We start from the raw sequence: 24,415 nt of genomic DNA, 5'->3' as shown, positions 1-24,415 counted from the left end.
CGGTACTCGAGCTAACGCTCATCGTTTTGAGTGGGGAGGAGCGGGGCGTGTTCGGCTTTGGTTTTGTGGTGGGTTTACCCCTCATCCCAGCCCTCTCCCCTAGGAGAGGGGGCCGATTTTTGGGCTTTTCAAAGCCTGAGTTCGACTCGGTATTGCACGTCGGCGTAGCTCCCGCAAACACCTCGGTCAGTTCCCTTTCCCTCCGGGAGAGGGCTAGGGTGAGGGGGGCTTGATCTGGCCTTTGCTCTGGCTCTGGCTCTGGCTTTTGATCTTTAGCCCCTTCGGCAGGCCGAGCGGAGGTGTCCATCAGGGGGTAGGCGCGTAGCGCCGTGCGGCGAAGCCGCATACATCGAGAGGAGGTGCAGCGAAGCAAACCGTAGGCGATGCCCCCTGGTGGACACCGTAGCGAGGGAACACTGAGCCTAAGCGAAGTGCCGTACGCCGGGGCCAAGACTTTTTGGTTACTTTTGAGGCGTTTGTCAAAAGTGACCCGCCGTAAGGGCGGAACCCTAAGAAGCCGTTACCGCAGCAACGGATATACACCCAATCCAAAAGATCGCAAAAAACCACAAAAACAAAAACGGCCCCCATTCTCATGGAGGCCGTTTCCGATACAACTTAAGACGCTATCGCAAAACAGCTCTTATTTGCGGTCTTCCAGCTTGGTGATATCCCGCGACTCATAACCCGTGTACAGCTGACGCGGACGGCCAATCTTGTACGGGCTGGAGAGCATTTCCTTCCAGTGCGAAATCCAGCCGACAGTACGTGCCAGGGCGAAAATCACAGTGAACATGCTGGTAGGAATGCCGATCGCCTTGAGGATGATCCCCGAGTAGAAGTCGACGTTCGGGTACAGCGAGCGCTCGATGAAGTACGGATCGGTCAGGGCGATCTCTTCCAGGCGCATGGCCAGTTCGAGTTGCGGATCGTTCTGGATACCCAGTTCCTTCAACACTTCGTCGCAGGTCTGCTTCATGACAGTCGCGCGAGGGTCGCGGTTCTTGTAGACGCGGTGACCGAAGCCCATCAGCTTGAACGGATCGTTCTTGTCCTTGGCCTTGGCGATGAACTTGTCGATGTTCGAAACATCGCCGATTTCATCGAGCATGGTCAGCACGGCTTCGTTCGCACCGCCGTGGGCAGGGCCCCACAGTGCGGCGATGCCGGCGGCGATACAGGCGAACGGGTTGGCACCCGAAGAGCCCGCCAGACGCACGGTGGAGGTCGAAGCGTTCTGCTCGTGGTCGGCGTGGAGGATGAAAATCCGGTCCATGGCCTTGGCGAGTACCGGGCTGATCGGTTTGATCTCGCACGGGGTGTTGAACATCATGTGCAGGAAGTTTTCCGCGTACGACAGGTCGTTGCGCGGGTACATCATGGGTTGGCCCATGGAGTACTTGTAAACCATCGCGGCCAGGGTCGGCATCTTGGCAACCAGGCGGATCGCGGAGATTTCGCGATGCTGCGGGTTATTGATGTCGAGGGAGTCGTGGTAGAAGGCCGAGAGGGCGCCGACTACACCACACATGACGGCCATCGGGTGGGCGTCACGGCGGAAGCCGTTGAAGAAGGTTTTCAGCTGCTCGTGAACCATGGTGTGGTTCTTCACGGTGCCGACGAACTGGGCCTTTTGCTCTGCAGTCGGCAGTTCGCCATTCAGCAGCAGGTAGCAGGTTTCCAGGTAGTCCGACTTTTCAGCCAGCTGTTCGATCGGGTAGCCGCGGTGCAGCAGGATGCCGTTGTCGCCGTCGATATAGGTGATCTTCGATTCGCAGGAAGCGGTCGACATGAAACCGGGGTCGAAAGTGAAGCGGCCCGTGGCCGTCAGGCCCCGAACATCGATAACATCGGGACCAACGGTGCCGGTTAAAATGGGCAGCTCGACGGGGGCTGCGCCCTCGATGATCAACTGCGCTTTTTTGTCAGCCATGTGGCCTCCTATTTATGCTTGAAATCATCAGACAGACCCCCCACGCAGGGCCCGCACCACTATAGTGAGATAAATTCGAATGTCAATTTGCCTAAAGTCTTGCTCCAGAAGGCTTTAACCGTACTTTTTCCTCGAAATTGCCTGCCATTTACGCCTTTTATACGACTTGTGCAATCAGCTATTGGGGGTAGGCGATTGCGTTGTCATTAGTAGCCTAACTGTCTATACTCGGCGACCGACCGCCAAGGGCTTTTGGGCTTGCTTTCATTGGGGGTCGCATCCCTGGGTGGTGGTTACCTGACCAGTGCACTCCCCAACAACTTTGCCCTGATTGTTAGGGGCTCTTCAGTGTGAAAAAAAAGCCGTGAAAAGCCAACGACCTGTAAACCTAGACCTAAGGACCATCAAACTCCCCATCACCGGCGTTACGTCGTTTCTTCACCGTGTTTCCGGCATCATCCTCTTCCTGGGCCTTGGCATCATGCTTTATGCATTGGGCAAATCCCTGGGTTCCGAGGAAGGTTATGTCGAGGTGAAGGCATGCTTGACCAGCCCGCTGGCCAAGTTCGTAGCATGGGGCCTCCTGTCCGCTCTTCTGTATCACCTGGTTGCCGGTGTGCGCCACTTGATCATGGACATGGGCATCGGTGAGACGCTGGAAGGCGGCCGCCTGGGCTCGAAACTGATCATCGCCGTTTCCGTGGTGCTGATCGTTCTGGCAGGAGTTTGGATATGGTAACCAGCGTTACAAACCTTTCGCGTTCGGGCCTCTATGACTGGATGGCACAGCGTGTGTCTGCGGTCGTTCTCGCGGCTTATTTCATCTTCCTGATCGGCTACCTCGTCGCGAACCCGGGCATTGGCTACGACCAATGGCACGGCCTGTTCGCCCACAACGGAATGCGTATCTTCAGTCTGCTGGCACTGGTTGCCCTGGGCGCTCACGCCTGGGTCGGCATGTGGACCATCGCGACCGACTACCTGACGCCAATGGCGCTGGGCAAGTCCGCGACTGCAGTACGTTTCCTTTTCCAGGCAGTATGCGGCGTCGCGATGTTCGCTTACTTCGTCTGGGGTGTGCAGATTCTCTGGGGTATCTGATTCATGGCTAACATTCCAACGATTTCTTTCGACGCCATCATTATTGGTGGCGGCGGTGCCGGCATGCGCGCAGCGCTGCAACTGGCGCAGGGCGGTCACAAGACTGCCGTGATCACCAAGGTTTTCCCGACCCGTTCGCACACTGTGTCCGCACAGGGCGGCATCACCTGCGCCATCGCTTCGGCCGACCCGAACGATGACTGGCGCTGGCACATGTACGATACCGTCAAGGGTTCCGACTACATCGGTGACCAGGACGCTATCGAATACATGTGTCAGGAAGGCCCGGCTGCCGTTTTCGAGCTGGACCACATGGGGCTGCCGTTCTCGCGTACCGAGCAAGGCCGTATCTACCAGCGTCCGTTCGGCGGTCAGTCGAAGGATTACGGTAAAGGCGGGCAGGCTGCCCGTACTTGCGCCGCTTCCGACCGTACCGGTCACGCGCTGCTGCACACCCTTTATCAGGGCAACCTGAAAGCCGGTACCACGTTCCTGAACGAGTACTACGCTGTCGACCTGGTGAAAAACCAGGAAGGCGAATTCGTCGGTGTGATCGCGATCTGCATCGAAACCGGCGAAACCACCTACATCCGCGCCAAGGCCACCGTACTGGCTACCGGCGGTGCAGGTCGTATCTACGCATCCACCACCAACGCCCTGATCAACACCGGTGACGGCGTCGGCATGGCTCTGCGTGCTGGCGTGCCGGTACAAGACATCGAAATGTGGCAGTTCCACCCGACCGGCATCGCCGGCGCCGGTGTACTGGTTACTGAAGGTTGCCGTGGTGAAGGTGGTTACCTGATCAACAAGCACGGCGAGCGTTTCATGGAGCGTTATGCTCCGAACGCCAAAGACCTTGCCGGTCGTGACGTTGTTGCCCGTTCGATGGTTAAAGAGATCATTGCCGGCAACGGTTGCGGTCCGAATGGCGACCACGTAATGCTCAAACTCGACCACCTGGGCGAGGAAGTGCTGCACAGCCGTCTGCCAGGCATCTGCGAACTGTCGAAGACTTTCGCACACGTTGACCCGGTGGTTGCTCCGGTTCCGGTTGTTCCGACTTGCCACTACATGATGGGCGGCGTTGCCACCAACATTCACGGCCAGGCGATCACCCAGGACGCCGAAGGCGTGGATCAGATCATTCCTGGTCTGTTCGCGGTAGGTGAAGTGGCTTGCGTATCGGTTCACGGTGCCAACCGTCTGGGCGGCAACTCGCTGCTCGACCTGGTGGTATTCGGCCGCGCTGCCGGCCTGCACCTGGAGAAGGCGCTGACCGACGGCATCGAATACGACGACGCTACCGAAGCCGACATCGAAGCTGCCCTGGCGCGTCTGAATGCCCTGAACAACCGTACCGACGGCGAAGACGTCGCTACCCTGCGTCGCGAGCTGCAAAGCTGCATGCAGAACTACTTCGGTGTATTCCGTACCGGCGAATACATGCAGAAGGGTATTGCCCAGCTGGCTGATCTGCGCAAGCGCATCGCGAATGTGAAGATCAACGACAAGTCGCAGGCGTTCAACACTGCACGTATCGAAGCGCTGGAACTGCAAAACCTGCTGGAAGTGGCTGAAGCTACCGCCATCGCTGCCGAAGTACGTAAAGAGTCCCGCGGCGCTCACGCCCGTGAAGACTTCGAAGATCGTGACGACGAAAACTGGCTGTGCCACACCCTGTACTTCCCGGGTGACAAGCGCGTCACCAAGCGTGCCGTGAACTTCTCGCCGAAGACTGTTCCGACTTTCGAACCTAAAGTCCGGACTTATTAAGGGTGACCGCCATGTTGCAAGTCAGTGTTTATCGTTACAACCCTGATCAGGACGCTGCGCCGTTCATGCAGGAATTCCAGGTCGATACCGGTGGTAAAGACCTGATGGTGCTGGACGTGCTGGCCCTGATCAAAGAGCAGGACGAAGGTTTCTCCTATCGTCGCTCCTGCCGTGAAGGCGTCTGCGGCTCCGACGGCATGAACATCAACGGCAAGAACGGCCTGGCGTGCATCACGCCGCTGTCCGCTGTCGTAAAAGGTAACAAGCTGATCGTTCGTCCACTGCCAGGTTTGCCGGTTATCCGTGACCTGGTTGTCGATATGAGCATCTTCTACAAGCAATACGAGAAGGTTAAGCCATTCCTGCAGAACGATACGCCGGCTCCGGCCATCGAACGTCTGCAGTCCCCTGAAGAGCGTGAAAAGCTCGACGGTCTGTACGAGTGCATCCTGTGTGCTTGCTGCTCGACCTCTTGCCCGTCCTTCTGGTGGAACCCGGACAAGTTCCTGGGTCCAGCTGCCCTGCTGCAAGCGTACCGCTTCCTGGCAGACAGCCGTGATACCAAGACGTCCGAGCGTCTGGCGTCCCTCGATGACCCGTTCAGCGTCTTCCGCTGCCGGGGCATCATGAACTGCGTCAACGTATGTCCGAAAGGCCTGAACCCGACTAAGGCCATCGGTCACATCCGTAACATGCTGCTTTCGAGCGGCGTGTGATTCAGCTGCTGTAACCGCTGTACCCGTAGAGGGCTTAGGCGCGGGCTTCAACCCGCGCCATGGCTATAACCAGAGCAGCAGCCATAAGCTGCGGCTCTTATTTTGAAGAAATGAGACAAGCAGGGGCATCCGGGCTGGTACCCGGACTATCAGTGTGATCCTAAGTGGCTTGTTTTGGTCGCTGCATTCGGACTTCTGCAAGCTTGCTCGGTGTCGACACCGATGGTGTTCCCCTAACCGAGGGTGACCAAGCATGCAAGAAAGCGTGATGCAGCGCATGTGGAACAGCGCCTACCTTTCAGGTGGAAACGCTGCCTATGTGGAAGAGCTCTACGAGCTCTACCTGCACGACCCTAACGCTGTGCCAGAAGAGTGGCGCACCTACTTTCAGAAGCTGCCTGCCGACGGCAGCTCTGCCACAGATGTTTCGCACTCCACAATTCGCGATCATTTCGTGCTGCTGGCAAAGAACCAGCGCCGCGCCCAACCGGTTTCCGCCGGCAGCGTGAGCAGTGAGCACGAGAAGAAGCAAGTTGAAGTGCTGCGATTGATCCAGGCCTACCGTATGCGTGGCCACCAGGCAGCCCAGCTTGACCCGCTGGGGCTGTGGCAGCGTCCTGCACCTGCAGACCTGTCGATCAATCACTACGGCTTGACCAATGCCGATCTTGATACGACCTTCCGTGCCGGCGACCTGTTCATCGGCAAAGAGGAAGCGAGCCTACGCGAAATTCACGAAGCGTTGCAGCAGACATATTGCCGCACCATCGGCGCTGAATTTACGCACATCACCGATTCCGAGCAGCGCCAGTGGTTCCAGCAGCGTCTGGAAAGCGTGCGTGGCCGTCCGGAATATTCCGCGGACATCAAGAGCCACCTGCTCGAGCGCGTGACTGCCGGTGAAGGCCTGGAAAAATACCTGGGCACCAAATACCCGGGCACCAAGCGTTTCGGTCTGGAAGGCGGCGAAAGCCTGATTCCGATGCTCGACGAACTGATCCAGCGTTCCGGTTCCTACGGCACCAAGGAAGTCGTCATCGGCATGGCCCACCGTGGCCGTCTGAACGTACTGGTCAACACCTTCGGCAAGAACCCGCGCGAGCTGTTCGACGAGTTCGAAGGCAAGAAGAAGGTCGAGCTGGGTTCCGGTGACGTTAAATACCACCAGGGCTTCTCGTCCAACGTAATGACCACCGGCGGTGAAGTTCACCTGGCCATGGCGTTCAACCCATCCCACCTGGAAATCGTTTCCCCGGTGGTCGAGGGTTCGGTTCGCGCCCGTCAGGATCGTCGCAACGACCCTACCGGTGAGAAGGTTCTGCCGATCTCCATCCACGGTGACGCGGCATTCGCCGGTCAGGGCGTGGTGATGGAAACCTTCCAGATGTCGCAGACCCGCGGTTTCAAGACCGGCGGTACCGTGCACATCGTGATCAACAACCAGGTTGGTTTCACCATCAGCAACCCGCTGGACTCGCGTTCCACCGAGTACGCGACCGACGTTGCGAAAATGATCCAGGCGCCGATCCTCCATGTGAATGGTGATGATCCGGAAGCCGTGTTGTTCGTGACCCAGCTGGCCATCGACTACCGCATGCAGTTCAAGCGTGACGTGGTGATCGACCTGGTCTGCTACCGTCGTCGCGGCCACAACGAGGCCGACGAGCCAAGCGGCACCCAGCCTCTGATGTATCAGCAGATCACCAAGCAGCGCACCACCCGTGAGCTGTACGCTGATCGTCTGACCCAGGGCGGTGTGCTGGACGCAGAGCGTGTTCAGGCGAAAGTCGACGAATACCGCAACGCGCTGGACAACGGTCTGCACGTAGTGAAATCGCTGGTCAAAGAGCCGAACAAAGAGCTGTTCGTGGACTGGCGTCCGTATCTGGGCCACGCCTGGACTGCGCGTCACGACACTCGCTTCGATCTGAAGACCCTGCAGGAACTGTCCGCCAAGCTGCTGGAAATTCCGGAAGGCTTCGTGGTTCAGCGTCAGGTCGCGAAGATCTACGAAGACCGTCAGAAGATGCAAGCCGGCGGCCTGCCGATCAACTGGGGTTACGCCGAAACCATGGCGTACGCGACCCTGGCGTTCGAAGGTCACCCGATCCGCATGACCGGTCAGGACATCGGCCGCGGTACGTTCTCGCACCGTCACGCTGTGCTGCACAACCAGAAAGATGCCGGTACCTACATTCCGCTCAAGCATCTGTATGAAGGTCAGCCACGCTTCGACCTGTACGACTCGTTCCTGTCGGAAGAAGCCGTACTGGCGTTCGAATACGGTTACTCGACCACCACGCCAAACGCGCTGGTGATCTGGGAAGCCCAGTTCGGCGACTTCGCCAACGGTGCGCAGGTCGTTATCGACCAGTTCATCACCAGCGGCGAGCACAAGTGGGGCCGTCTCTGCGGTCTGACCATGCTGCTGCCACACGGCTACGAAGGTCAGGGCCCTGAGCACAGCTCGGCACGTCTTGAGCGTTACCTGCAACTGTGCGCCGAGCACAACATTCAGGTGTGCATGCCGACCACCCCGGCCCAGATCTACCACTTGCTGCGCCGTCAGGTGATTCGCCCGCTGCGCAAGCCATTGGTCGTTCTGACTCCAAAGTCGCTGCTGCGCCACAAGCTGGCCATCTCGACCCTGGAAGATCTGGCCGAAGGTTCGTTCCAGACCGTGATCCCGGAAATCGATGCACTGGACCCGAAAAAGGTCGAGCGCGTTGTTCTGTGCAGCGGCAAGGTCTACTACGACCTGCTGGAAAAACGTCGTGCCGAAGGCCGCGAAGATATCGCCATCGTGCGTATCGAGCAGCTGTACCCGTTCCCTGAGGACGACTTGAAAGAAGTCCTGGCTCCTTACACCAATGCCAAAGCGGCCGTGTGGTGTCAGGAAGAGCCGATGAACCAGGGCGCCTGGTACTGCAGCCAGCACCACCTGCGTCGCAGCATCAGCAACCTCAACAAATCTCTCGTACTCGAGTACGCGGGCCGTGAGGCTTCTGCTGCACCTGCATGTGGTTACGCATCGATGCACGCCGAGCAGCAGGAACAACTGCTGCAAGCCGCGTTTACCGTTTAACGCCTTCGCGCACCTGAAACCGAATTTAAGGAACCACAGATAATGGCTATCGAGATCAAAGCCCCCACTTTCCCGGAATCGGTTGCCGATGGCACCGTTGCCACCTGGCACAAACAACCGGGCGACGCCGTCAAGCGTGACGAACTGATCGTCGACATCGAAACCGACAAAGTCGTACTGGAAGTGCTGGCTACCGCCGACGGCGTGCTGGGCGCAATCGTCAAGGGCGAGGGCGAAACCGTCCTGTCCGACGAAGTGCTGGGCTCCATCGTTGAAGGCGGCGCTGCTGCTGCCGCCCCGGCTGCCGCTGCTGCTCCGGCCGCTGCTGCCGCTGCTCCAGCCGCCGATGGCGAAGACGACCCGATCGCAGCTCCAGCCGCGCGCAAGCTGGCTGAAGAGAACGGCATCAACATCGCTTCCGTTGCCGGCACCGGCAAAGGCGGTCGCGTGACCAAGGAAGACGTGGTTGCAGCCGTTGCTGCCAAGAAAGCCGCTCCGGCTGCCGCGCCTGCCAAGGCTGCTGCTCCGGCCGCCGCCGCTCCTGTGTTCGCCGCTGGCGACCGCATCGAGAAGCGCGTTCCGATGACCCGCGTTCGTGCCACCGTTGCCAAGCGTCTGGTTGAAGCTCAATCGAACATGGCGATGCTGACCACTTTCAACGAAGTCGACATGACCGAAGTCATGGCCCTGCGTTCGAAGTACAAGGACCTGTTCGAGAAGTCCCACAACGGCGTACGCCTGGGCTTCATGTCGTTCTTCGTGAAGGCTGCCACCGAAGCGCTGAAACGCTTCCCGGCTGTCAACGCTTCGATCGACGGCAACGACATCGTTTACCACGGTTATGCCGACATCGGCGTCGCTGTTTCCAGCGACCGTGGCCTGGTAGTTCCGGTTCTGCGTAACGCCGAACACATGAGCCTGGCTGAAATCGAAGGCGGCATCGCAACCTTCGGCAAGAAAGCCCGTGACGGCAAACTGTCGATGGACGAAATGACCGGCGGTACCTTCACCATCACCAACGGTGGTACCTTCGGTTCGATGATGTCGACCCCGATCGTCAACCCGCCGCAGGCAGCGATTCTGGGCATGCACAACATCATCCAGCGTCCGATGGCCATCAACGGTCAGGTCGTGATCCGTCCGATGATGTACCTGGCACTGTCCTACGATCACCGTCTGATCGATGGCAAAGAAGCTGTAACCTTCCTGGTGACCATCAAGAACCTGCTGGAAGATCCGGCTCGTCTGTTGCTGGATATCTGATAGAAGCAGTCACGCGCTGCAAGCTTCAAGCTGCGGGAAAACGCAGCCTGGCTTGCAGCGCGCGGCTTGAAGCTTTTCGCTAAAGAGGATTTTTTGAATGTCGCAGAAATTTGACGTAGTAGTGATCGGTGCGGGCCCTGGCGGCTACGTGGCAGCTATCAAGGCCGCGCAACTCGGCCTGAGCACTGCCTGCATCGAGAAGTACACCGATGCTGAAGGCAAGCAAGCCCTGGGCGGCACCTGCCTGAACGTAGGCTGCATTCCTTCCAAGGCGCTGCTGGACAGCTCCTGGAAATACAAGGAAGCGAAAGAAAGCTTCAACGTCCACGGTATCTCGACCGGCGAAGTCAAAATGGACGTCGCAGCGATGGTTGGCCGCAAGGCTGGCATCGTCAAGAACCTGACCGGCGGTGTTGCCACCCTGTTCAAGGCCAACGGCGTTACTTCGATCCAGGGCCACGGCAAACTACTGGCCGGCAAGAAAGTCGAAGTCACCAAGCCGGACGGCTCGGTTGAAGTCATCGAAGCCGAAAACGTCATCCTGGCTCCAGGCTCGCGTCCGATCGACATTCCACCGGCTCCGGTCGATCAGAAAGTCATCGTTGATTCGACTGGCGCTCTGGAATTCCAATCCGTACCTAAACGTCTGGGCGTGATCGGCGCTGGCGTGATCGGTCTGGAACTGGGTTCGGTATGGTCGCGTCTGGGCTCCGAAGTGGTTGTTCTCGAAGCACTGGACACCTTCCTGATGGCAGCGGACACCGCTGTTTCCAAGGAAGCGCTGAAAACCCTGACCAAACAGGGTCTGGACATCAAACTGGGCGCTCGCGTAACCGGCTCGAAAGTGAACGGCGACGAAGTCGTTGTGAACTACACCGATGCCAACGGCGAACAGACCATCACTTTCGACAAGCTGATCGTAGCCGTTGGTCGCCGTCCGGTGACCACTGATCTGCTGGCTGCCGACAGCGGCGTGACCCTGGACGAGCGCGGTTTCGTGCACGTTGACGATCACTGCGCCACCACCGTACCGGGCGTTTACGCCATCGGCGACGTGGTTCGCGGCATGATGCTGGCTCACAAGGCCTCGGAAGAGGGCATCATGGTTGTGGAGCGCATCAAGGGCCACAAGGCCCAGATGAACTATGACCTGATCCCTTCGGTTATTTATACTCACCCGGAAATCGCATGGGTCGGTAAAACCGAGCAGGCCTTGAAAGCTGAAGGCGTTGAAGTTAACGTCGGCACCTTCCCGTTCGCAGCATCCGGCCGTGCCATGGCCGCCAACGATACCGGTGGTTTCGTCAAGGTCATCGCCGATGCCAAGACTGACCGCGTATTGGGCGTGCACGTGATTGGCCCGAGCGCTGCAGAACTGGTTCAGCAGGGCGCGATCGGTATGGAATTCGGCACCAGCGCTGAAGACCTGGGCATGATGGTTTTCTCCCATCCGACCCTGTCTGAAGCCTTGCACGAAGCAGCTTTGGCAGTGAATGGCGGCGCCATCCACATTGCCAACCGCAAGAAGCGTTAAGACACAATAAGAAACCACGGCGGTACGGCCCGTCGTGAGCCTTGCGTGCAAGACTCACCGCGGAATGTCCGCTGGACGCAGCCTTGCGTAGCTGCACCGGGTATCCGGAAAGGCTACGCAAGCAGCAGTCACAGGTGGCGCGGCACTCATAAAGAGCGCAGCGCCGAATGCGCAGTACCTAACGAAGACGGTAAAAAGCATGAATCTTCACGAGTATCAGGGTAAGCAGCTGTTCGCTGAATACGGCCTGCCAGTTTCCACTGGTTTCGCAGTAGACACCCCGGAAGCAGCAGCAGAAGCTTGCGACAAAATCGGCGGCAACGAGTGGGTTGTCAAAGCCCAGGTTCACGCCGGTGGTCGCGGTAAAGCGGGCGGCGTCAAGCTGGTTCGCAGCAAAGAAGACGCCAAAGCCTTCGCACAGCAGTGGCTGGGCAAGCGTCTGGTGACTTACCAGACTGACGCCAACGGCCAGCCAGTCACCAAGATCCTGGTTGAATCGTGCACTGATATCGCTAAAGAGCTGTACCTGGGCGCTGTCGTTGACCGTTCGAGCCGTCGCATCGTGTTCATGGCTTCCACCGAAGGTGGCGTGGACATCGAGAAAATCGCTCACGACACTCCAGAAAAAATTCTGAAAGCCACTATCGATCCACTGGTTGGCGCTCAGCCATTCCAGGGTCGCGAGCTGGCATTCCAGCTGGGTCTGGAAGGCAAGCAGGTTGCTCAGTTCGCCAAGATCTTCGTAGGTCTGGCCAAGCTGTTCAAGGATCACGACCTGGCTCTGCTGGAAGTGAACCCGCTGGTGATCAAGGCTGACGGCGATCTGCACTGCCTGGACGCCAAGATCAACATCGACGCCAACGCAATGTACCGTCAGCCTAAGCTGAAGACTTTCCACGATCCGTCGCAGGACGATCCGCGCGAAGCGCACGCTGCCAAGTTCGAACTGAACTACGTAGCGCTGGAAGGCAACATCGGCTGCATGGTGAACGGTGCCGGCCTGGCCATGGGTACCATGGACATCGTCAACCTGCACGGCGGCAAGCCAGCCAACTTCCTCGACGTAGGCGGTGGTGCTACCAAAGAACGCGTAACCGAAGCTTTCAAAATCATTCTGTCCGACAGCAATGTCGCTGCAGTACTGGTTAACATCTTCGGCGGCATCGTTCGTTGCGACATGATTGCCGAAGGCATCATCGGTGCAGTGAAAGAAGTCGGCGTGAAAATCCCGGTTGTTGTTCGTCTTGAAGGCAACAACGCTGAACTGGGCGCTAAAGTACTGGCAGAAAGCGGTTTGAACATCATCGCTGCTACCAGCCTGACCGACGCTGCTCAACAAGTCGTTAAAGCTGCGGAGGGCAAGTAATGAGCGTCCTGATCAATAAAGACACCAAAGTAATCTGCCAGGGCTTCACCGGTGCGCAGGGTACTTTCCACTCCGAACAAGCCATTGCCTACGGCACCAAAATGGTTGGCGGCGTGACTCCAGGCAAAGGTGGCACCACTCACCTGAACCTGCCTGTGTTCAACACCGTGAAAGAAGCTGTAGAAGCCACTGGCGCCACCGCCAGCGTCATCTACGTTCCGGCTCCTTTCTGCAAGGACTCGATCCTGGAAGCAGCTTTCGGCGGCATCAAGCTGATCGTCTGCATCACCGAAGGCATTCCTACCCTGGACATGCTGGACGCCAAAGTTAAGTGCGACGAGCTGGGTGTTACCCTGATCGGCCCTAACTGCCCAGGCGTGATCACCCCAGGCGAATGCAAGATCGGCATCATGCCAGGTCACATTCACTTGCCAGGCAAGGTCGGTATCGTTTCCCGTTCCGGCACCCTGACCTACGAAGCTGTGAAGCAGACTACTGACGCCGGTTTCGGTCAGTCGACTTGCGTCGGCATCGGTGGTGACCCGATCCCGGGTTCGAACTTCATCGACATCCTGAAGCTGTTCCAGGAAGACCCGAAGACCGAAGCGATCGTAATGATCGGCGAGATCGGCGGTTCGGCTGAAGAAGAAGCGGCTGCCTACATCAAGGCACACGTGACCAAGCCGGTTGTTTCCTACATCGCTGGTGTGACTGCTCCTCCGGGCAAGCGCATGGGCCATGCTGGCGCAATCATCTCCGGCGGCAAAGGCACTGCAGACGAGAAATTCGCTGCTCTGCAAGACGCAGGCGTGAAAACCGTGCGTTCGCTGGCAGACATCGGCAAGGCCCTGGCCGAGCTGACTGGCTGGGAAGTGAAGAAGTAAGCTTCGGCTGACTTCTCTGCTCCAGCAACAAAGGCCACCTTCGGGTGGCCTTTGTCGTTTCTGGCGTTCGGGTGGACGATGGCAATTTATAAGCACTCACCCAATAACATGCAAAAACGCGACACAGAAACGTCGCGTATCGGATAGTTCGCCCTCTAACAGTGCGTTTGTCAGGCAAATTCGTTAGGCTAGCAGCCATTTTTGCGTCTGCCGCCCACAAGGCATGCAACGCGCTAAACGGGTCAGTCTTATACGGATTGACAGCATTTCCCTAACCCCACAGGGAAATCCCCCTCTAAATTCCGATTCAGTAGTGTGGTATTTCCTTAATGAAAGTTTTGAAAGGTCAGGACATCCTGGCACTTGGCTTTATGACATTCGCCCTGTTCGTCGGGGCCGGCAACATCATCTTCCCGCCTATCGTCGGTTTGCAGTCCGGACCCAACGTCTGGATGGCGGCGCTGGGCTTTCTGATCACGGCAGTCGGTTTGCCGGTGGTCACCGTGGTTGCACTGGCCAAGGTCGGTGGTGCCATGGACGCCCTGAGCAGCCCGATCGGCAAGATCGCCGGCGGCGTACTGGCAGCGGCTTGCTACCTGGCAGTCGGTCCGCTGTTCGCCACCCCGCGTACCGCGACCGTTTCCTTTGAAGTGGGTCTGGCGCCGCTGACCGGCGAGAGCCCGCTGGCACTGTTCCTCTACAGCTCGGTGTACTTCCTGCTGGTGTTCTTCATTTCGCTCTACCCTGGGCGTCTCCTGGACACCGTCGGTCGCTTCCTCGCCCCCCTGAAGATCATCGCCCTGGCCGTGCTCGGCATCGCCGCGTTCGCACTGCCGGCCGGTGACATCGGCGTGGCTACTCCTGAATACGTTGCGGCACCGTTCTCCCAGGGGTTCATCAATGGTTACCTGACCATGGATACCCTCGGCGCGCTGGTGTTTGGCATCGTCATTGTCAACGCGATCCGCTCCCGTGGCGTCGAGTCGCCGGCACTGATCACCCGTTACGCGATCATCGCCGGGCTGATTGCCGGTGTCGGTCTGGCGCTGGTGTATGTCAGCCTGTTCCGTCTGGGTTCCGGCAGCCATGAAGTGGCGGCGGGCGCGACCAACGGCGCCGCGGTGCTGCACGCTTACGTGCAACACACCTTCGGTTCGCTGGGCAGTGGCTTCCTCGCTGTGCTGATTTCCCTGGCGTGCCTGGTGACTGCCGTTGGCCTGACCTGCGCCTGTGCCGAGTACTTCAGCCGCGTACTGCCGCTGTCGTACAAGACCCTGGTGATCATCCTGGCGGCGTTCTCGCTGCTGGTGTCCAACCTGGGCCTGACCAAGCTGATCGCGTTCTCGATCCCGGTGCTGACCGCGATCTATCCGCCGTGCATCGTGCTGGTGGCTCTGAGCTTCTGTGCCGCGTTCTGGCATGAGCAGAGCCGTATCATGGGCCCGGTGATGCTGGTGTCGTTCGTGTTTGGCACCATCGATGCGTTGAAAGGCGCCGGTCTGGCTGACTGGATGCCATCGCAACTGGCCCACCTGCCGCTGAGCGAGCAAGGTCTGGCGTGGCTGGTGCCATGCGTGATGACCCTGGTGGTTGCTGTGGTTTGCGACCGCCTGCTGGGCAAGCGCGCCGAAGCACTCGCCTAAGATTGCCGGGCCGCCACAAGCGGCTCCCGAGCGATTAAACAGAAATGCCCCGTATCAATCGATACGGGGCATTTTTTATGGGCTTCAGGCAGTGTCTTTTTCCCTCGACTAACGTCGAAGGGGAGCCGAAATCTTCATCACAGGGAATTGCATGTCGTTCATCCAAGCCAACCTGATCCACCTGCTGGCCGCGCTCTGGTTTGTCATCTGCTGGGGCGGTTACACCCGTTATGCCACCTGGAAGGCCCGTGACACCGCGTGCCTGGCCAGCGTGCTGCACCTGTACCGCGAAGACTGGATGCGCCGCATGCTGCTGCGTGACAACCGCATCGCCGACGCCAGCGTGATCGGCAACCTCGAGCGCAACGCCTCGTTCTTTGCCTCCAGCACGCTGATTATCCTGGCGGGCATCCTGACCGTGCTTGGCGCTTCCGAGCGCGCGGTGTCGCTGTTGGCGGACATTCCGATGGTGCAACAGGCCTCGCAGGGCATGTCGGAGATCAAGTTGCTGTGCCTGGCGCTGGTGTTCGTTTACGCCTTCTTCACCTTCAGCTGGTGCATGCGCCAATACAATTTCGCCGCCATTCTGGTCGGCTCGGCCCCCATGATCGGTGAGCGGCAAGTCTCGGAGCAGGAGCGCAAGGCGTTCGCCTCGCGGGCGGCTCGAGTGATTTCGATGGCGGCCAACCAGTTCAACTTCGGTCTGCGTTCCTATTACTTCGGCATGAGCATGCTGGCGTGGTTCGTCAGCCCGTGGCTGTTCATGTTGATGAGTGCAGGCGTGGTGCTGGTGTTGTATCGCCGGGAGTTTCATTCCGACGTGCTCGATGTAATGGTCTATACCCCTACATAGGCGCCATTGCCCGAAGCGAACAAAGAGGCTGCTTGATGAGTATTCCGTTCTGGTGTGTGTTTATCAGTGCATTGTTGATCTACGTGGCGCGGATGCCGGTCGGCAAGGCCATGAAGGAGCAGGGCGGTTACAACAACCACCTGCCGCGTCAGCAGCAGGCGCAACTCACCGGTTACGGCGCCCGGGCGCTGGCGGCACATCAGAACACCATCGAAGCCTTCATCCTGTTTGCCGTTGGCGTGCTGATGGCGCATACCACGCAGACGGCGGGATGGCTGATCGATACCTTGGCGATCATCTTCGTGATCTCGCGGATTTTCTATTTGTGGTTTTACCTGGCGGATATTCCCACGCTGCGCAGTCTGGTCTGGCTGGTCGGCTTAGTGTGTTCATTGTTGCTGATGATTAGTCCGACTTTTAGAACTGTTTTGCTCTAAGGCGGCATTGGCAAAAAATGACCGGCAAAAGAAAACCCGCACTTGGCGGGTTTTCTTTTTTGCCAGCGAGAAGCGGCTTATTGCTTCTTGGCAGCTTCTTCTTGCGCTGCAGCGTTCGATTCGGCCTGAGCTTTGGCAGCTTCGGCGTTTTCTTTCGCTGCGTCGTTCACTTTATCCTGAGCTTTGTTCATGTCTTGCTGAGCTTGTTCAGCATGTTGGTTGGCATCTTGAGCTTTGTCCTCGGATTTTTTATCGCAGGCAGCGAGACCGAGGGAAGCGGTCAACATCAAGGCAATAGCTAAAGTCTTACGCATGGGGTGTTTCTCCTTATGGAAAATAACTACTGGCCTTAAGAGCTCAGGCCCAAGGCTTAAGTTCCTCATTTCTTTCAGATATATAAGTTTGTTTTGCAATGGAACTTTTGCTGTTCTTTCCACTACTGGGAATGGCGACTAACAAGAGTAATTATCAAATGGCCGAAAACCCCGTTTTTGAGCGTGCGACACGGTTTCTCTCGGCCTTGCGCCACTGTCTGGTACTGGGATTGAAGGTGCACAGCGCAAGTAGTGAAGGTCTGACGGTAGTGCTGCCGTACAGTGCGCAAATCGTTGGCAACCCGCTCACCGGCGTCATCCACGGCGGGGCAATCACGTCATTGATGGACACCGCGTGCGGCATGTCGACCCTGTGCGTCCTGCCGGAATTCGAAGTCTGCCCGACCCTCGATCTGCGCATCGACTACATGCACGCCGCCGAGCCGCATAAAGACGTGTATGGCTTCGCCCAATGCTATCGAGTCACCACCGATGTGATCTTCGCTCGCGGCTTCGCCTATCAGGATGATCCCGAGCAACCGATTGCCCACGTCGTCGGCACCTTCATGCGCATGGGCAAGGGCCTTAAAGGCACCAAGGGCTTTGGTGGCGCGATCAAGGGAGAAAACCCATGAGCGATGATTTCAAGCAGCAACTGCAAGAGGCGCACGAGAAGGGTGACTACGCACCGCTGTTGAAACTGATCCCCTACGCCGGACTCATCGGCGTCGAGTGTTCGCGAGTCGGTGATGACTTGCTGTTCAAGCTGCCGGCAAACAAGGACAACATTGGTAACCCTTTATTGCCGGCGATCCACGGCGGGGTGATTGCCGGGTTCATGGAGCTGTCTGCGGCCCTGCACCTGCTGATTTTCACCGGCGCGCCCGGCGTGCCGAAGATTATCGATTTCTCCCTCGATTACCTGCGGGCCGGGCAGTTTCGCGACACCTGGGCCCGGTGTCAGGTCTGTCGTCAGGGCCGGCGGGTGGCCAACGTTGCGGTCACCGCCTGGCAAAGCACCGAAAGCGAACCGATTGCCACCGCCCGCGCGCACTTCAAAATCGATGAGCCCTTGAAATCCTGAACCACGCCCCCAACTCACAGAACAACCCGCCGCCGACCATTTGGGTCGCGGCCAATGCCATCTGATTGGAGTTTGATGACCATGAGTGTGGAAACTCAAAAGGAAACCCTGGGCTTCCAGACCGAGGTGAAGCAACTGCTGCACCTCATGATCCATTCGCTGTATTCCAACAAGGAAATCTTCCTTCGCGAATTGATCTCGAACGCCTCCGACGCCGTCGACAAATTGCGCTTCGAAGCCCTGGCCAAGCCTGAGTTGCTCGAAGGTGGCGCTGAACTGAAAATCCGTGTGAGCTTCGACAAGGACGCCAAGACCGTCACCCTCGAAGACAACGGCATCGGCATGAACCGCGACGATGTGATCACCCACCTGGGGACCATCGCCAAATCCGGCACCGCCGACTTTATGAAAAACCTGTCCGGCGATCAGAAGAAGGATTCGCACCTGATCGGCCAGTTCGGTGTGGGCTTCTACTCGGCCTTCATCGTCGCTGACAAAGTTGACGTGTACAGCCGTCGCGCCGGCACCGCCGCCAGCGAAGGCGTGCACTGGTCGTCGAAAGGCGAGGGCGAATTCGAAGTCGCCACCATCGACAAGCCGGAGCGCGGCACTCGCATCGTCCTGCACCTGAAATCCGGTGAAGACGAGTTCGCCGATGGCTGGCGTCTGCGCAACATCATCAAGAAGTACTCCGACCACATCGCGCTGCCGATCGAGCTGCCGAAAGAAGTGGCGGCTGCCGAAGGTGAAGAGAAACCTGCGCAAGAATGGGAAACCGTCAACCGCGCCAGCGCACTGTGGACCCGTCCTCGCACTGAAGTGAAGGACGAGGAATACCAGGAGTTCTACAAACACATCGCTCACGACTTCGAAAATCCGCTGTCGTGGAGCCACAACAAGGTCGAAGGCAAGCTCGAGTACAGTTCGCTGCTGTACGTGCCGGCCCGCGCACCGTTTGATCTGTACCAGCGTGAAGCGCCGAAAGGCCTGAAGCTGTACGTGCAGCGCGTGTTCGTGATGGATCAGGCCGAGTCGTTCCTGCCGCTGTACCTGCGCTTCATCAAGGGCGTGGTCGACTCCAACGACCTGTCGCTGAACGTGTCGCGGGAAATCCTGCAGAAAGACCCGATCATCGACTCGATGAAGTCGGCGCTGACCAAGCGCGTGCTGGACATGCTGGAAAAACTGGCGAAGAACGAGCCTGAGCAATACAAGGGCTTCTGGAAAAACTTCGGTCAGGTCATGAAAGAAGGCCCGGCCGAAGATTTCGCCAACAAGGAAAAAATCGCCGGTCTGCTGCGTTTCGCATCGACCAATGGCACCGATGGCGAGCAAGACGTCGGTCTGGCCGAGTACCTGGCGCGCGCCAAGGAAGGTCAGGACAAGATTTACTACCTGACCGGCGAAACCTACGCGCAGGTCAAGAACAGCCCGCACCTGGAAGTCTTCCGCAAGAAAGGCATCGAAGTGCTGCTGCTGACCGACCGCATCGACGAGTGGCTGATGAGCTACCTCAGCGAGTTCGACGGCAAGAGCTTTGTCGACGTCGCGCGCGGTGATCTGGATTTGGGGCCATTGGACTCGGAAGAGGACAAGAAAGCCCAAGAAGAAGTCGCCAAGTCGAAAGAAGGTCTGGTCGAGCGTCTGAAAACTGCACTGGGCGATTCCGTTGCCGAAGTCCGGGTTTCCCATCGCCTGACCGATTCGCCGGCCATTCTGGCCATCGGCGAGCAGGACCTGGGTCTGCAAATGCGTCAGATCCTCGAGGCCAGCGGGCAGAAGGTGCCGGATTCGAAGCCGATTTTCGAATTCAACCCGAGCCACCCGCTGATCGCGAAGCTCGACAACGAAACCAGCGAAGAGCGTTTTGGCGACCTGTCGCACATCCTCTTCGACCAGGCCGCGCTGGCGGCTGGCGACAGCTTGAAAGACCCGGCCGCTTACGTGAGCCGCCTGAACAAGCTGCTGGTCGAGCTGTCCGCTTGATCAAACTGTAGAAAAACCCGCTTCGGCGGGTTTTTTCATTCTGGTGTTCAACCAATCTGGAGTCAGAAATGAGCCAAGTCACTGTACGTTCCGTGGTCTATCAGATTGACGGCCAGCCTTATGAAGGTCGCCTGGCGTTCGACGCCGAGCACAAAGGTGCGCGTCCGGGTCTGTTGATGGCGCCGAACTGGATGGGTGTCAGCGCTGGCGCTGAAGAGATCGCCAAATCGGTGGCGGCCAAGGGTTATGTGGTGCTGATCGCCGACGTGTACGGCCAGGCCGTGCGACCGCAGAATGCCGATCAGGCCGGTGCGGCAATGATGCCGCTGAAGAATGATCGTGCGCAGCTGCGCAAGCGTATGCAGGCCGCGTTCGACCAATTGCAGAAGCAGGGCGAGGCGGCGGTCGATACCTCGAAACTGGCGGTGTTCGGTTTCTGCTTCGGCGGTTGCTGTGCGCTGGATCTGGCCCGCACCGGTGCTGCGGTGAAAGCGGCTGTGTCGTTCCACGGCACGCTGGACTCGCCGAACCCGGCGGACGCGAAGAACATCAAGGGCTCGGTGCTGGTGCTGCACGGTGCTTCCGACCCGCTGGTGCCGAAAGAGCAGTTGCCGGCATTCGAGGACGAGATGAACGCGGCAGGCGTGGATTGGCAGTTGCTGAGCTACGGCGGCGCGGTGCACTCGTTCACCGATCCGCACGCGAATGTACCAGGCAAGATGATGTACGACGCGAAGACCGCAGCGCGGGCGTTCAAGTCGATGCATGACTTGCTGGAAGAAGTGTTCAAGGGCTGAATCGGCTGAAAACACTCCCACGCCTGGCGTGGGAGTATTGGTTTACAGCGGTGTCGGCTCGCTGCGCGATTTAGGCAGCTCGATCCGCTCGACTTCCCCCGGCACTGTCGGCCAATCCCCGGCCGCCCACTTACGCCGCGCCTCATCGATCGCTGTCGGATCGCTCGCGACAAAATTCCAGTTGATCCGCCGTGGCCCGTCCAGTGGCGCACCGCCGAATAGCACCGCATGGCTGTCGCTCTCGGCAAACAGGCTCATCTCTTCCCCGGTCGGCAACACCACCAGTGCATGGGGTTCGACCGCTTCGCCATTCAATTGCACATCACCGCTCAAGACATACAGTGCCCGCTCTTCATGCTCGGTCGGGATCAGCAGCGTGGTCGCGGTCTGCATCTTCAGTTCGGCATACAGCGTAGGAGAAAGCACTGGCACCGGTGATTCCAGGCAAAAGCCTGACCCGGCAATCATGCGGATCTGTACGCCGAGGTTATCGCTGACCGGCAACGTGGAGGCCGGGTGGTGGCTGTAATGCCCCGGGCCTTGTTCGTGCTCTCTTGGCGAGGCGAGCCAGATTTGCAGGCCGTGCATCTTGAAGCTTTGTTCCCATAGCGGTTCGGGCGTGCGCTCGACGTGAGCGATCGCCGTGCCGGCCGTCATCCAGCTGACATCGCCGGCGCTAACCACCTGATCAGAACCCAGGCTGTCCTTGTGCTGGATCTGTCCTTCGAACAAATACGTGAGGGTCGACAGACCGATGTGCGGGTGCTGTCGGATGTTCATGCCTTTGCCCGCCGGATAAACCGTTTCGAGCATGTGGTCGAAAAACACGAAAGGCCCGACGCTGCGGCATTTGGCTGACGGCAGCGGGCGCAGAATCGGCTGGCCTTCGACGTCTTCGGCGCGCGGGCGGATGATCAGGGGTTGGGTGTCCATGTTCCATTCCAGGCTTGGCGGGTGATGCGCGGAGCATAACCCGCCGGTGTCGTCGTGGTGATTACTGGCTGTCGAAGCCAACTGGCGCGTGGGTTTCGATGGTGACTTCGCTGGTGGTCATCAGCTTGTGGATCGGGCAACGGTCGGCAACACGCAGCAGTTCTTCGCGCTGGGCATCGGTGAGCACGCCCTTGAGGGTGAGGGTCACGTGCAGGGCGTATTTGCCTTTCTGTTCCTGGCTGTTGTCGCGCTTGACCTCAACGCCGACGCCGGTCAGCGGGATGTCCTTTTTCTTCGCGTACAGCTTCAGGGTCAGGGCCTTGCAGGCGCCGAGGGCGGCGTCGAAGTAATCGTGCGGCTCCGGAGCCGAGCCTTCGCCGCCGGCAGTGGTCGGGACATCGGCAAACAGCTCATGCTCATCGATCTGTACGGTGTGGCGAAAACCTTCGGCGGACACGGTATTGACGGTAACGGTCATGTGAACCTCGCAAGCTGTAGGAAAAGGGATTCGATCAAAAAAGACCTTGCAGGTATAGAGCATTCCCACACAGGCGCGTTCCACTTTCTTGCCGGGTGAACCCTCGTTGCCCGGCGAGGGTCTAGGCTATGCCTGTCTGCCGGAGAATGCTTGTGTCCGTGTTTCGTTTGAGTCTTGCCTGCCTGATGGTTTTCACCGGCGCCGCCAGTGCCCGGGAATACACCTACAGTGACGCGCACCTGCATTACGTGGATTTTTTCCAGGAAACCGCCGGCATGCCGAAATTGCTGACGGCCATGAAGGAAAACTCCATCGAGCACGTGATGATTTCCGGCATCCCCGTGGCGAAGAAATGGCACGAAGACGAGCCGAAGCGCCCGCGTTACTACGCCGGCGATGACGCCGATGCCTATTGGTACAGCGCGACTGACGTGATCGTCGCTGACGCGGTGCAGAAGCTGATACCTGAGCAGCGCCAGTACTTTCACCCGTTTCTTTCGGGCTTCAACCCCAACGACAAGAACTCTGCCGCGCACATCCAGCGCATGCTCGATCTGTATCCCGGCTTGTGGCAGGGCATCGGCGAAGTCTTCACTCGCCACGACGACCTCACCGCGCTGACCTCCGGCGACACGCCGCGCGCCAACAACGAAGCCATGACCCGCATCTATCACCTGGCCGCCGAAAACGATCTGCCGGTGATGCTGCATTCCAACATCACCTCCAAGCGTGAGAAGAATCCGCTGTACCTGAAGGAAATCGAAGAGCCGCTGCGTAATCATCCGCACACCCGGTTCATCTGGGCCCATGCTGGCACCAGTGCCGAAATCCATCGTCATCAGACGCAGCTGGATTTTCTGCTGCCGACACTGACGCGAATGCTGGAGGCGTACCCGAACCTGTTCATTGATCTGTCGTGGAGCCTGCTGACGCCTTATCTGCTGGACGAAAAGGGCCAGCCGCGAGTGGAATGGGTGCAGCTGGTGGAGCGCTATCCGGATCGCTTCATGATCGGTTCGGACGTGGTCGGGCGATTCAACAAACTCGGTAAGGAAATCCACGGCTTCAAGCCGTTTCTCGACGCGTTGCCCGAGGCGGTCGCGAAAAAAGTCGCGCGGGACAACTTCCTGGCGATCTTGCCGCGAACAGCGCTCAAGTCCGGCAAACCCGCGCTGAATCGTTAATGCGCCAGGTTCGAAGTATCGAGGCCTTTTGATATCACGTTTTGGTCTTACGCAATTTTCCACAGGGCCGATACCTTCTAGAGCAACCAGCTGCAGGGTTGATGCAGCGCTTTTGGAAGGAACCAGAGCAATGAGTATCCGTAGTCTCAATATTGCGCCCCGGGCCGGGCTGGGTTTTGGCGTGCTGGCGCTGATGGTGTTTGCCCTTGGGGCGTTCGCCCTTCTGCAGATGTCGAACATGCGCGCGCAGTCCGACGAGGTCGACAATAACTGGCTGCCCAGCGTGATGGCGGTGGGCGAGATGAGCCAGGACATGCTGCGCTTGCGTGCGCTGACCATGCGCCTGTTGCTCAATCGCGATCCGCAGGCGCTGGATCAGAATGTGGCCAAGCTCAATGATTTGCGCGGTGTGCTGAGCGAAGCCCAGCAGCGTTACGACATCCTGATCGTATTGCCCGAAGAGCGCGCGCTGTTCGACCGCTTCAAGGTTGCCGAACACAAGTACCTGGAGCTTCAGGCGCAGGTGATGACGTTATCTGCTCAGGGACGAGTGGAGGAGGCCGCCGCCATTCTCAACGGACAGATGAGCCCGTTGGCGGATGAGATTGCAGTGAGCCTGCGTGAGCTGGTCGAGCTGAACAAGCACAACGCCAACCTCGCCACTGAGGCCGCACGGCTGGTGTTCACCAATTCCCGGGTCTGGGTCGGGGTGATGATCGGCATCACCGCGCTGATTACCATCGCGCTGGCGTTGTTGCTGACCCGCAGCATCGTGCTGCCGCTGTCGCAATCGCTCAATGTCGCGGAAGTGGTGGCCGGTGGTGATCTGACCGGCGATATCAGCATTTCCGGCAAGGACGAACCGGCACGGCTGCTGCACGCGCTCAAGAGCATGCAGCACAATCTGCGCGACACCATCCGCCGGATCTCAGAGTCTTCCAGTCAACTGGCCTCGGCCTCGGAGGAGCTAAGCTGCGTCACCGAAGATGCGACGCGAGGGCTGCACCAGCAGAGTCTGGAAATTGAACAAGCCGCTACGGCGGTCAAT

At 58.7% G+C, this 24,415-nt stretch carries 23 protein-coding genes; 19 read left to right on the top strand and 4 right to left on the bottom strand.

The genetic code is table 11. From position 1 onward, the window contains the following. Positions 1 to 233, top strand: a 233-nt coding sequence (locus PMI24_RS29560; RefSeq protein ID WP_238553891.1) for a hypothetical protein, incomplete at its 5' end; no start/stop codon positions are given. 410 nt (positions 234 to 643) lie between these two features. On the opposite strand, the gene gltA is transcribed toward PMI24_RS29560, so the two are convergent. Further along, complete coding sequence (gene gltA / locus PMI24_RS25160) at positions 644 to 1,933, bottom strand: citrate synthase (protein ID WP_007959044.1); 1,290 nt, start codon at positions 1,931 to 1,933, stop codon at positions 644 to 646. A 364-nt stretch (positions 1,934 to 2,297) separates the two neighbouring features. Here gltA and sdhC point away from each other — a divergent pair, with 364 nt between their 5' ends. The 12 genes from sdhC to PMI24_RS25100 all read left to right on the top strand — a co-directional run bounded on the left by sdhC (position 2,298) and on the right by PMI24_RS25100 (position 16,591). Beyond that, positions 2,298 to 2,672 carry a succinate dehydrogenase, cytochrome b556 subunit gene (sdhC, locus tag PMI24_RS25155; RefSeq protein WP_011333113.1) on the top strand — a complete coding sequence of 125 codons (375 nt, stop codon included), beginning with the start codon at positions 2,298 to 2,300 and terminating at the stop codon, positions 2,670 to 2,672. After that, a complete protein-coding gene (gene sdhD, locus PMI24_RS25150; RefSeq protein WP_007959040.1) occupies positions 2,666 to 3,034 on the top strand; it encodes a succinate dehydrogenase, hydrophobic membrane anchor protein in 369 nt (122 codons plus the stop codon). Before sdhC ends, sdhD begins: the two co-directional genes overlap by 7 nt. A gap of 3 nt (positions 3,035 to 3,037) precedes the next feature. Next, positions 3,038 to 4,810, top strand: coding sequence for a succinate dehydrogenase flavoprotein subunit (gene sdhA / locus PMI24_RS25145; RefSeq protein WP_007959037.1), 1,773 nt, complete (start codon positions 3,038 to 3,040; stop codon positions 4,808 to 4,810). Positions 4,811 to 4,821: 11 nt separating this feature from the next. Beyond that, positions 4,822 to 5,526: a succinate dehydrogenase iron-sulfur subunit gene (locus PMI24_RS25140; protein ID WP_007959035.1), complete on the top strand. Its 705-nt coding sequence runs from the start codon at positions 4,822 to 4,824 to the stop codon at positions 5,524 to 5,526. 253 nt (positions 5,527 to 5,779) lie between these two features. Then, entirely contained in the window at positions 5,780 to 8,611 is a 2,832-nt protein-coding gene (locus PMI24_RS25135) for a 2-oxoglutarate dehydrogenase E1 component (protein ID WP_007959032.1), read from the top strand. A 42-nt stretch (positions 8,612 to 8,653) separates the two neighbouring features. Continuing rightward, positions 8,654 to 9,874 carry a 2-oxoglutarate dehydrogenase complex dihydrolipoyllysine-residue succinyltransferase gene (odhB, locus tag PMI24_RS25130; RefSeq protein WP_007959031.1) on the top strand — a complete coding sequence of 407 codons (1,221 nt, stop codon included), beginning with the start codon at positions 8,654 to 8,656 and terminating at the stop codon, positions 9,872 to 9,874. Positions 9,875 to 9,971: 97 nt separating this feature from the next. Beyond that, positions 9,972 to 11,408, top strand: coding sequence for a dihydrolipoyl dehydrogenase (gene lpdA / locus PMI24_RS25125; protein WP_007959030.1), 1,437 nt, complete (start codon positions 9,972 to 9,974; stop codon positions 11,406 to 11,408). Between the two features lie 199 nt (positions 11,409 to 11,607). After that, positions 11,608 to 12,774, top strand: coding sequence for an ADP-forming succinate--CoA ligase subunit beta (gene sucC, locus PMI24_RS25120; RefSeq protein WP_007959029.1), 1,167 nt, complete (start codon positions 11,608 to 11,610; stop codon positions 12,772 to 12,774). Further along, complete coding sequence (sucD, locus tag PMI24_RS25115) at positions 12,774 to 13,658, top strand: succinate--CoA ligase subunit alpha (protein WP_007959025.1); 885 nt, start codon at positions 12,774 to 12,776, stop codon at positions 13,656 to 13,658. Before sucC ends, sucD begins: the two co-directional genes overlap by 1 nt. A gap of 329 nt (positions 13,659 to 13,987) precedes the next feature. Next, positions 13,988 to 15,301 carry a branched-chain amino acid transport system II carrier protein gene (brnQ, locus tag PMI24_RS25110; protein WP_007959023.1) on the top strand — a complete coding sequence of 438 codons (1,314 nt, stop codon included), beginning with the start codon at positions 13,988 to 13,990 and terminating at the stop codon, positions 15,299 to 15,301. Between the two features lie 151 nt (positions 15,302 to 15,452). Then, positions 15,453 to 16,154: a DUF599 domain-containing protein gene (locus tag PMI24_RS25105; RefSeq protein WP_007959021.1), complete on the top strand. Its 702-nt coding sequence runs from the start codon at positions 15,453 to 15,455 to the stop codon at positions 16,152 to 16,154. Positions 16,155 to 16,189: 35 nt separating this feature from the next. Continuing rightward, entirely contained in the window at positions 16,190 to 16,591 is a 402-nt protein-coding gene (locus PMI24_RS25100; RefSeq protein ID WP_007959020.1) for an MAPEG family protein, read from the top strand. Positions 16,592 to 16,668: 77 nt separating this feature from the next. Here the strand turns inward: PMI24_RS25100 and PMI24_RS25095 are convergent, their stop codons facing one another. Then, positions 16,669 to 16,905, bottom strand: a complete 237-nt coding sequence (locus PMI24_RS25095; RefSeq protein WP_007959016.1) for a hypothetical protein — start codon at positions 16,903 to 16,905, stop codon at positions 16,669 to 16,671. Between the two features lie 158 nt (positions 16,906 to 17,063). Between PMI24_RS25095 and PMI24_RS25090 the strand changes: the two genes are divergently transcribed. The 4 genes from PMI24_RS25090 (at position 17,064) to PMI24_RS25075 (ending at position 20,772) form a co-directional block, all read left to right on the top strand. Beyond that, complete coding sequence (locus PMI24_RS25090; protein ID WP_045121888.1) at positions 17,064 to 17,540, top strand: PaaI family thioesterase; 477 nt, start codon at positions 17,064 to 17,066, stop codon at positions 17,538 to 17,540. After that, positions 17,537 to 17,989, top strand: a complete 453-nt coding sequence (locus PMI24_RS25085) for a PaaI family thioesterase (RefSeq protein ID WP_007959014.1) — start codon at positions 17,537 to 17,539, stop codon at positions 17,987 to 17,989. Before PMI24_RS25090 ends, PMI24_RS25085 begins: the two co-directional genes overlap by 4 nt. 81 nt (positions 17,990 to 18,070) lie before the next feature. Beyond that, positions 18,071 to 19,975: a molecular chaperone HtpG gene (gene htpG, locus PMI24_RS25080; RefSeq protein WP_007959013.1), complete on the top strand. Its 1,905-nt coding sequence runs from the start codon at positions 18,071 to 18,073 to the stop codon at positions 19,973 to 19,975. A gap of 68 nt (positions 19,976 to 20,043) precedes the next feature. After that, on the top strand, positions 20,044 to 20,772 hold the full coding sequence (locus PMI24_RS25075; protein ID WP_007959012.1) for a dienelactone hydrolase family protein: 729 nt from the start codon (positions 20,044 to 20,046) through the stop codon (positions 20,770 to 20,772). A gap of 42 nt (positions 20,773 to 20,814) precedes the next feature. Here the strand turns inward: PMI24_RS25075 and PMI24_RS25070 are convergent, their stop codons facing one another. Both PMI24_RS25070 and PMI24_RS25065 read right to left on the bottom strand, forming a co-directional pair. Next, positions 20,815 to 21,705: a pirin family protein gene (locus tag PMI24_RS25070; protein WP_007959011.1), complete on the bottom strand. Its 891-nt coding sequence runs from the start codon at positions 21,703 to 21,705 to the stop codon at positions 20,815 to 20,817. Between the two features lie 61 nt (positions 21,706 to 21,766). Continuing rightward, positions 21,767 to 22,183 carry an OsmC family protein gene (locus tag PMI24_RS25065; protein ID WP_007959010.1) on the bottom strand — a complete coding sequence of 139 codons (417 nt, stop codon included), beginning with the start codon at positions 22,181 to 22,183 and terminating at the stop codon, positions 21,767 to 21,769. A 128-nt stretch (positions 22,184 to 22,311) separates the two neighbouring features. On the opposite strand from PMI24_RS25065, the gene PMI24_RS25060 reads away from it, so the two are divergent. Then, positions 22,312 to 23,367, top strand: coding sequence for an amidohydrolase family protein (locus PMI24_RS25060; RefSeq protein WP_007959009.1), 1,056 nt, complete (start codon positions 22,312 to 22,314; stop codon positions 23,365 to 23,367). 130 nt (positions 23,368 to 23,497) lie between these two features. Continuing rightward, positions 23,498 to 24,415, top strand: a 918-nt coding sequence (locus tag PMI24_RS25055; RefSeq protein WP_007959008.1) for a HAMP domain-containing methyl-accepting chemotaxis protein, incomplete at its 3' end; no start/stop codon positions are given.

This window comes from Pseudomonas sp. GM25 (assembly GCF_000282255.1).
GTDB classification, from domain to species: Bacteria; Pseudomonadota; Gammaproteobacteria; order Pseudomonadales; family Pseudomonadaceae; genus Aquipseudomonas; species Aquipseudomonas aphyarum.
The sequence above is the reverse complement of the archived record's forward strand: the minus strand, read 5'-3'. Positions and strand labels throughout refer to the sequence as shown.

Excerpts from the sequence above, each read along its gene's own strand:
- gltA (WP_007959044.1), bottom strand. The coding sequence starts at position 1,933 with ATGGCTGACAAAAAAGCGCAGTTGATCATCGAGGGCGCAGCCCCCGTC.
- sdhD (WP_007959040.1), top strand. The coding sequence starts at position 2,666 with ATGGTAACCAGCGTTACAAACCTTTCGCGTTCGGGCCTCTATGACTGG.
- sdhA (WP_007959037.1), top strand. The coding sequence starts at position 3,038 with ATGGCTAACATTCCAACGATTTCTTTCGACGCCATCATTATTGGTGGC.
- PMI24_RS25140 (WP_007959035.1), top strand. The coding sequence starts at position 4,822 with ATGTTGCAAGTCAGTGTTTATCGTTACAACCCTGATCAGGACGCTGCG.
- PMI24_RS25135 (WP_007959032.1), top strand. The coding sequence starts at position 5,780 with ATGCAAGAAAGCGTGATGCAGCGCATGTGGAACAGCGCCTACCTTTCA.
- odhB (WP_007959031.1), top strand. The coding sequence starts at position 8,654 with ATGGCTATCGAGATCAAAGCCCCCACTTTCCCGGAATCGGTTGCCGAT.
- lpdA (WP_007959030.1), top strand. The coding sequence starts at position 9,972 with ATGTCGCAGAAATTTGACGTAGTAGTGATCGGTGCGGGCCCTGGCGGC.
- sucC (WP_007959029.1), top strand. The coding sequence starts at position 11,608 with ATGAATCTTCACGAGTATCAGGGTAAGCAGCTGTTCGCTGAATACGGC.
- sucD (WP_007959025.1), top strand. The coding sequence starts at position 12,774 with ATGAGCGTCCTGATCAATAAAGACACCAAAGTAATCTGCCAGGGCTTC.
- brnQ (WP_007959023.1), top strand. The coding sequence starts at position 13,988 with ATGAAAGTTTTGAAAGGTCAGGACATCCTGGCACTTGGCTTTATGACA.
- PMI24_RS25105 (WP_007959021.1), top strand. The coding sequence starts at position 15,453 with ATGTCGTTCATCCAAGCCAACCTGATCCACCTGCTGGCCGCGCTCTGG.
- PMI24_RS25100 (WP_007959020.1), top strand. The coding sequence starts at position 16,190 with ATGAGTATTCCGTTCTGGTGTGTGTTTATCAGTGCATTGTTGATCTAC.
- PMI24_RS25095 (WP_007959016.1), bottom strand. The coding sequence starts at position 16,905 with ATGCGTAAGACTTTAGCTATTGCCTTGATGTTGACCGCTTCCCTCGGT.
- PMI24_RS25090 (WP_045121888.1), top strand. The coding sequence starts at position 17,064 with ATGGCCGAAAACCCCGTTTTTGAGCGTGCGACACGGTTTCTCTCGGCC.
- PMI24_RS25085 (WP_007959014.1), top strand. The coding sequence starts at position 17,537 with ATGAGCGATGATTTCAAGCAGCAACTGCAAGAGGCGCACGAGAAGGGT.
- htpG (WP_007959013.1), top strand. The coding sequence starts at position 18,071 with ATGAGTGTGGAAACTCAAAAGGAAACCCTGGGCTTCCAGACCGAGGTG.
- PMI24_RS25075 (WP_007959012.1), top strand. The coding sequence starts at position 20,044 with ATGAGCCAAGTCACTGTACGTTCCGTGGTCTATCAGATTGACGGCCAG.
- PMI24_RS25070 (WP_007959011.1), bottom strand. The coding sequence starts at position 21,705 with ATGGACACCCAACCCCTGATCATCCGCCCGCGCGCCGAAGACGTCGAA.
- PMI24_RS25065 (WP_007959010.1), bottom strand. The coding sequence starts at position 22,183 with ATGACCGTTACCGTCAATACCGTGTCCGCCGAAGGTTTTCGCCACACC.
- PMI24_RS25060 (WP_007959009.1), top strand. The coding sequence starts at position 22,312 with ATGCCTGTCTGCCGGAGAATGCTTGTGTCCGTGTTTCGTTTGAGTCTT.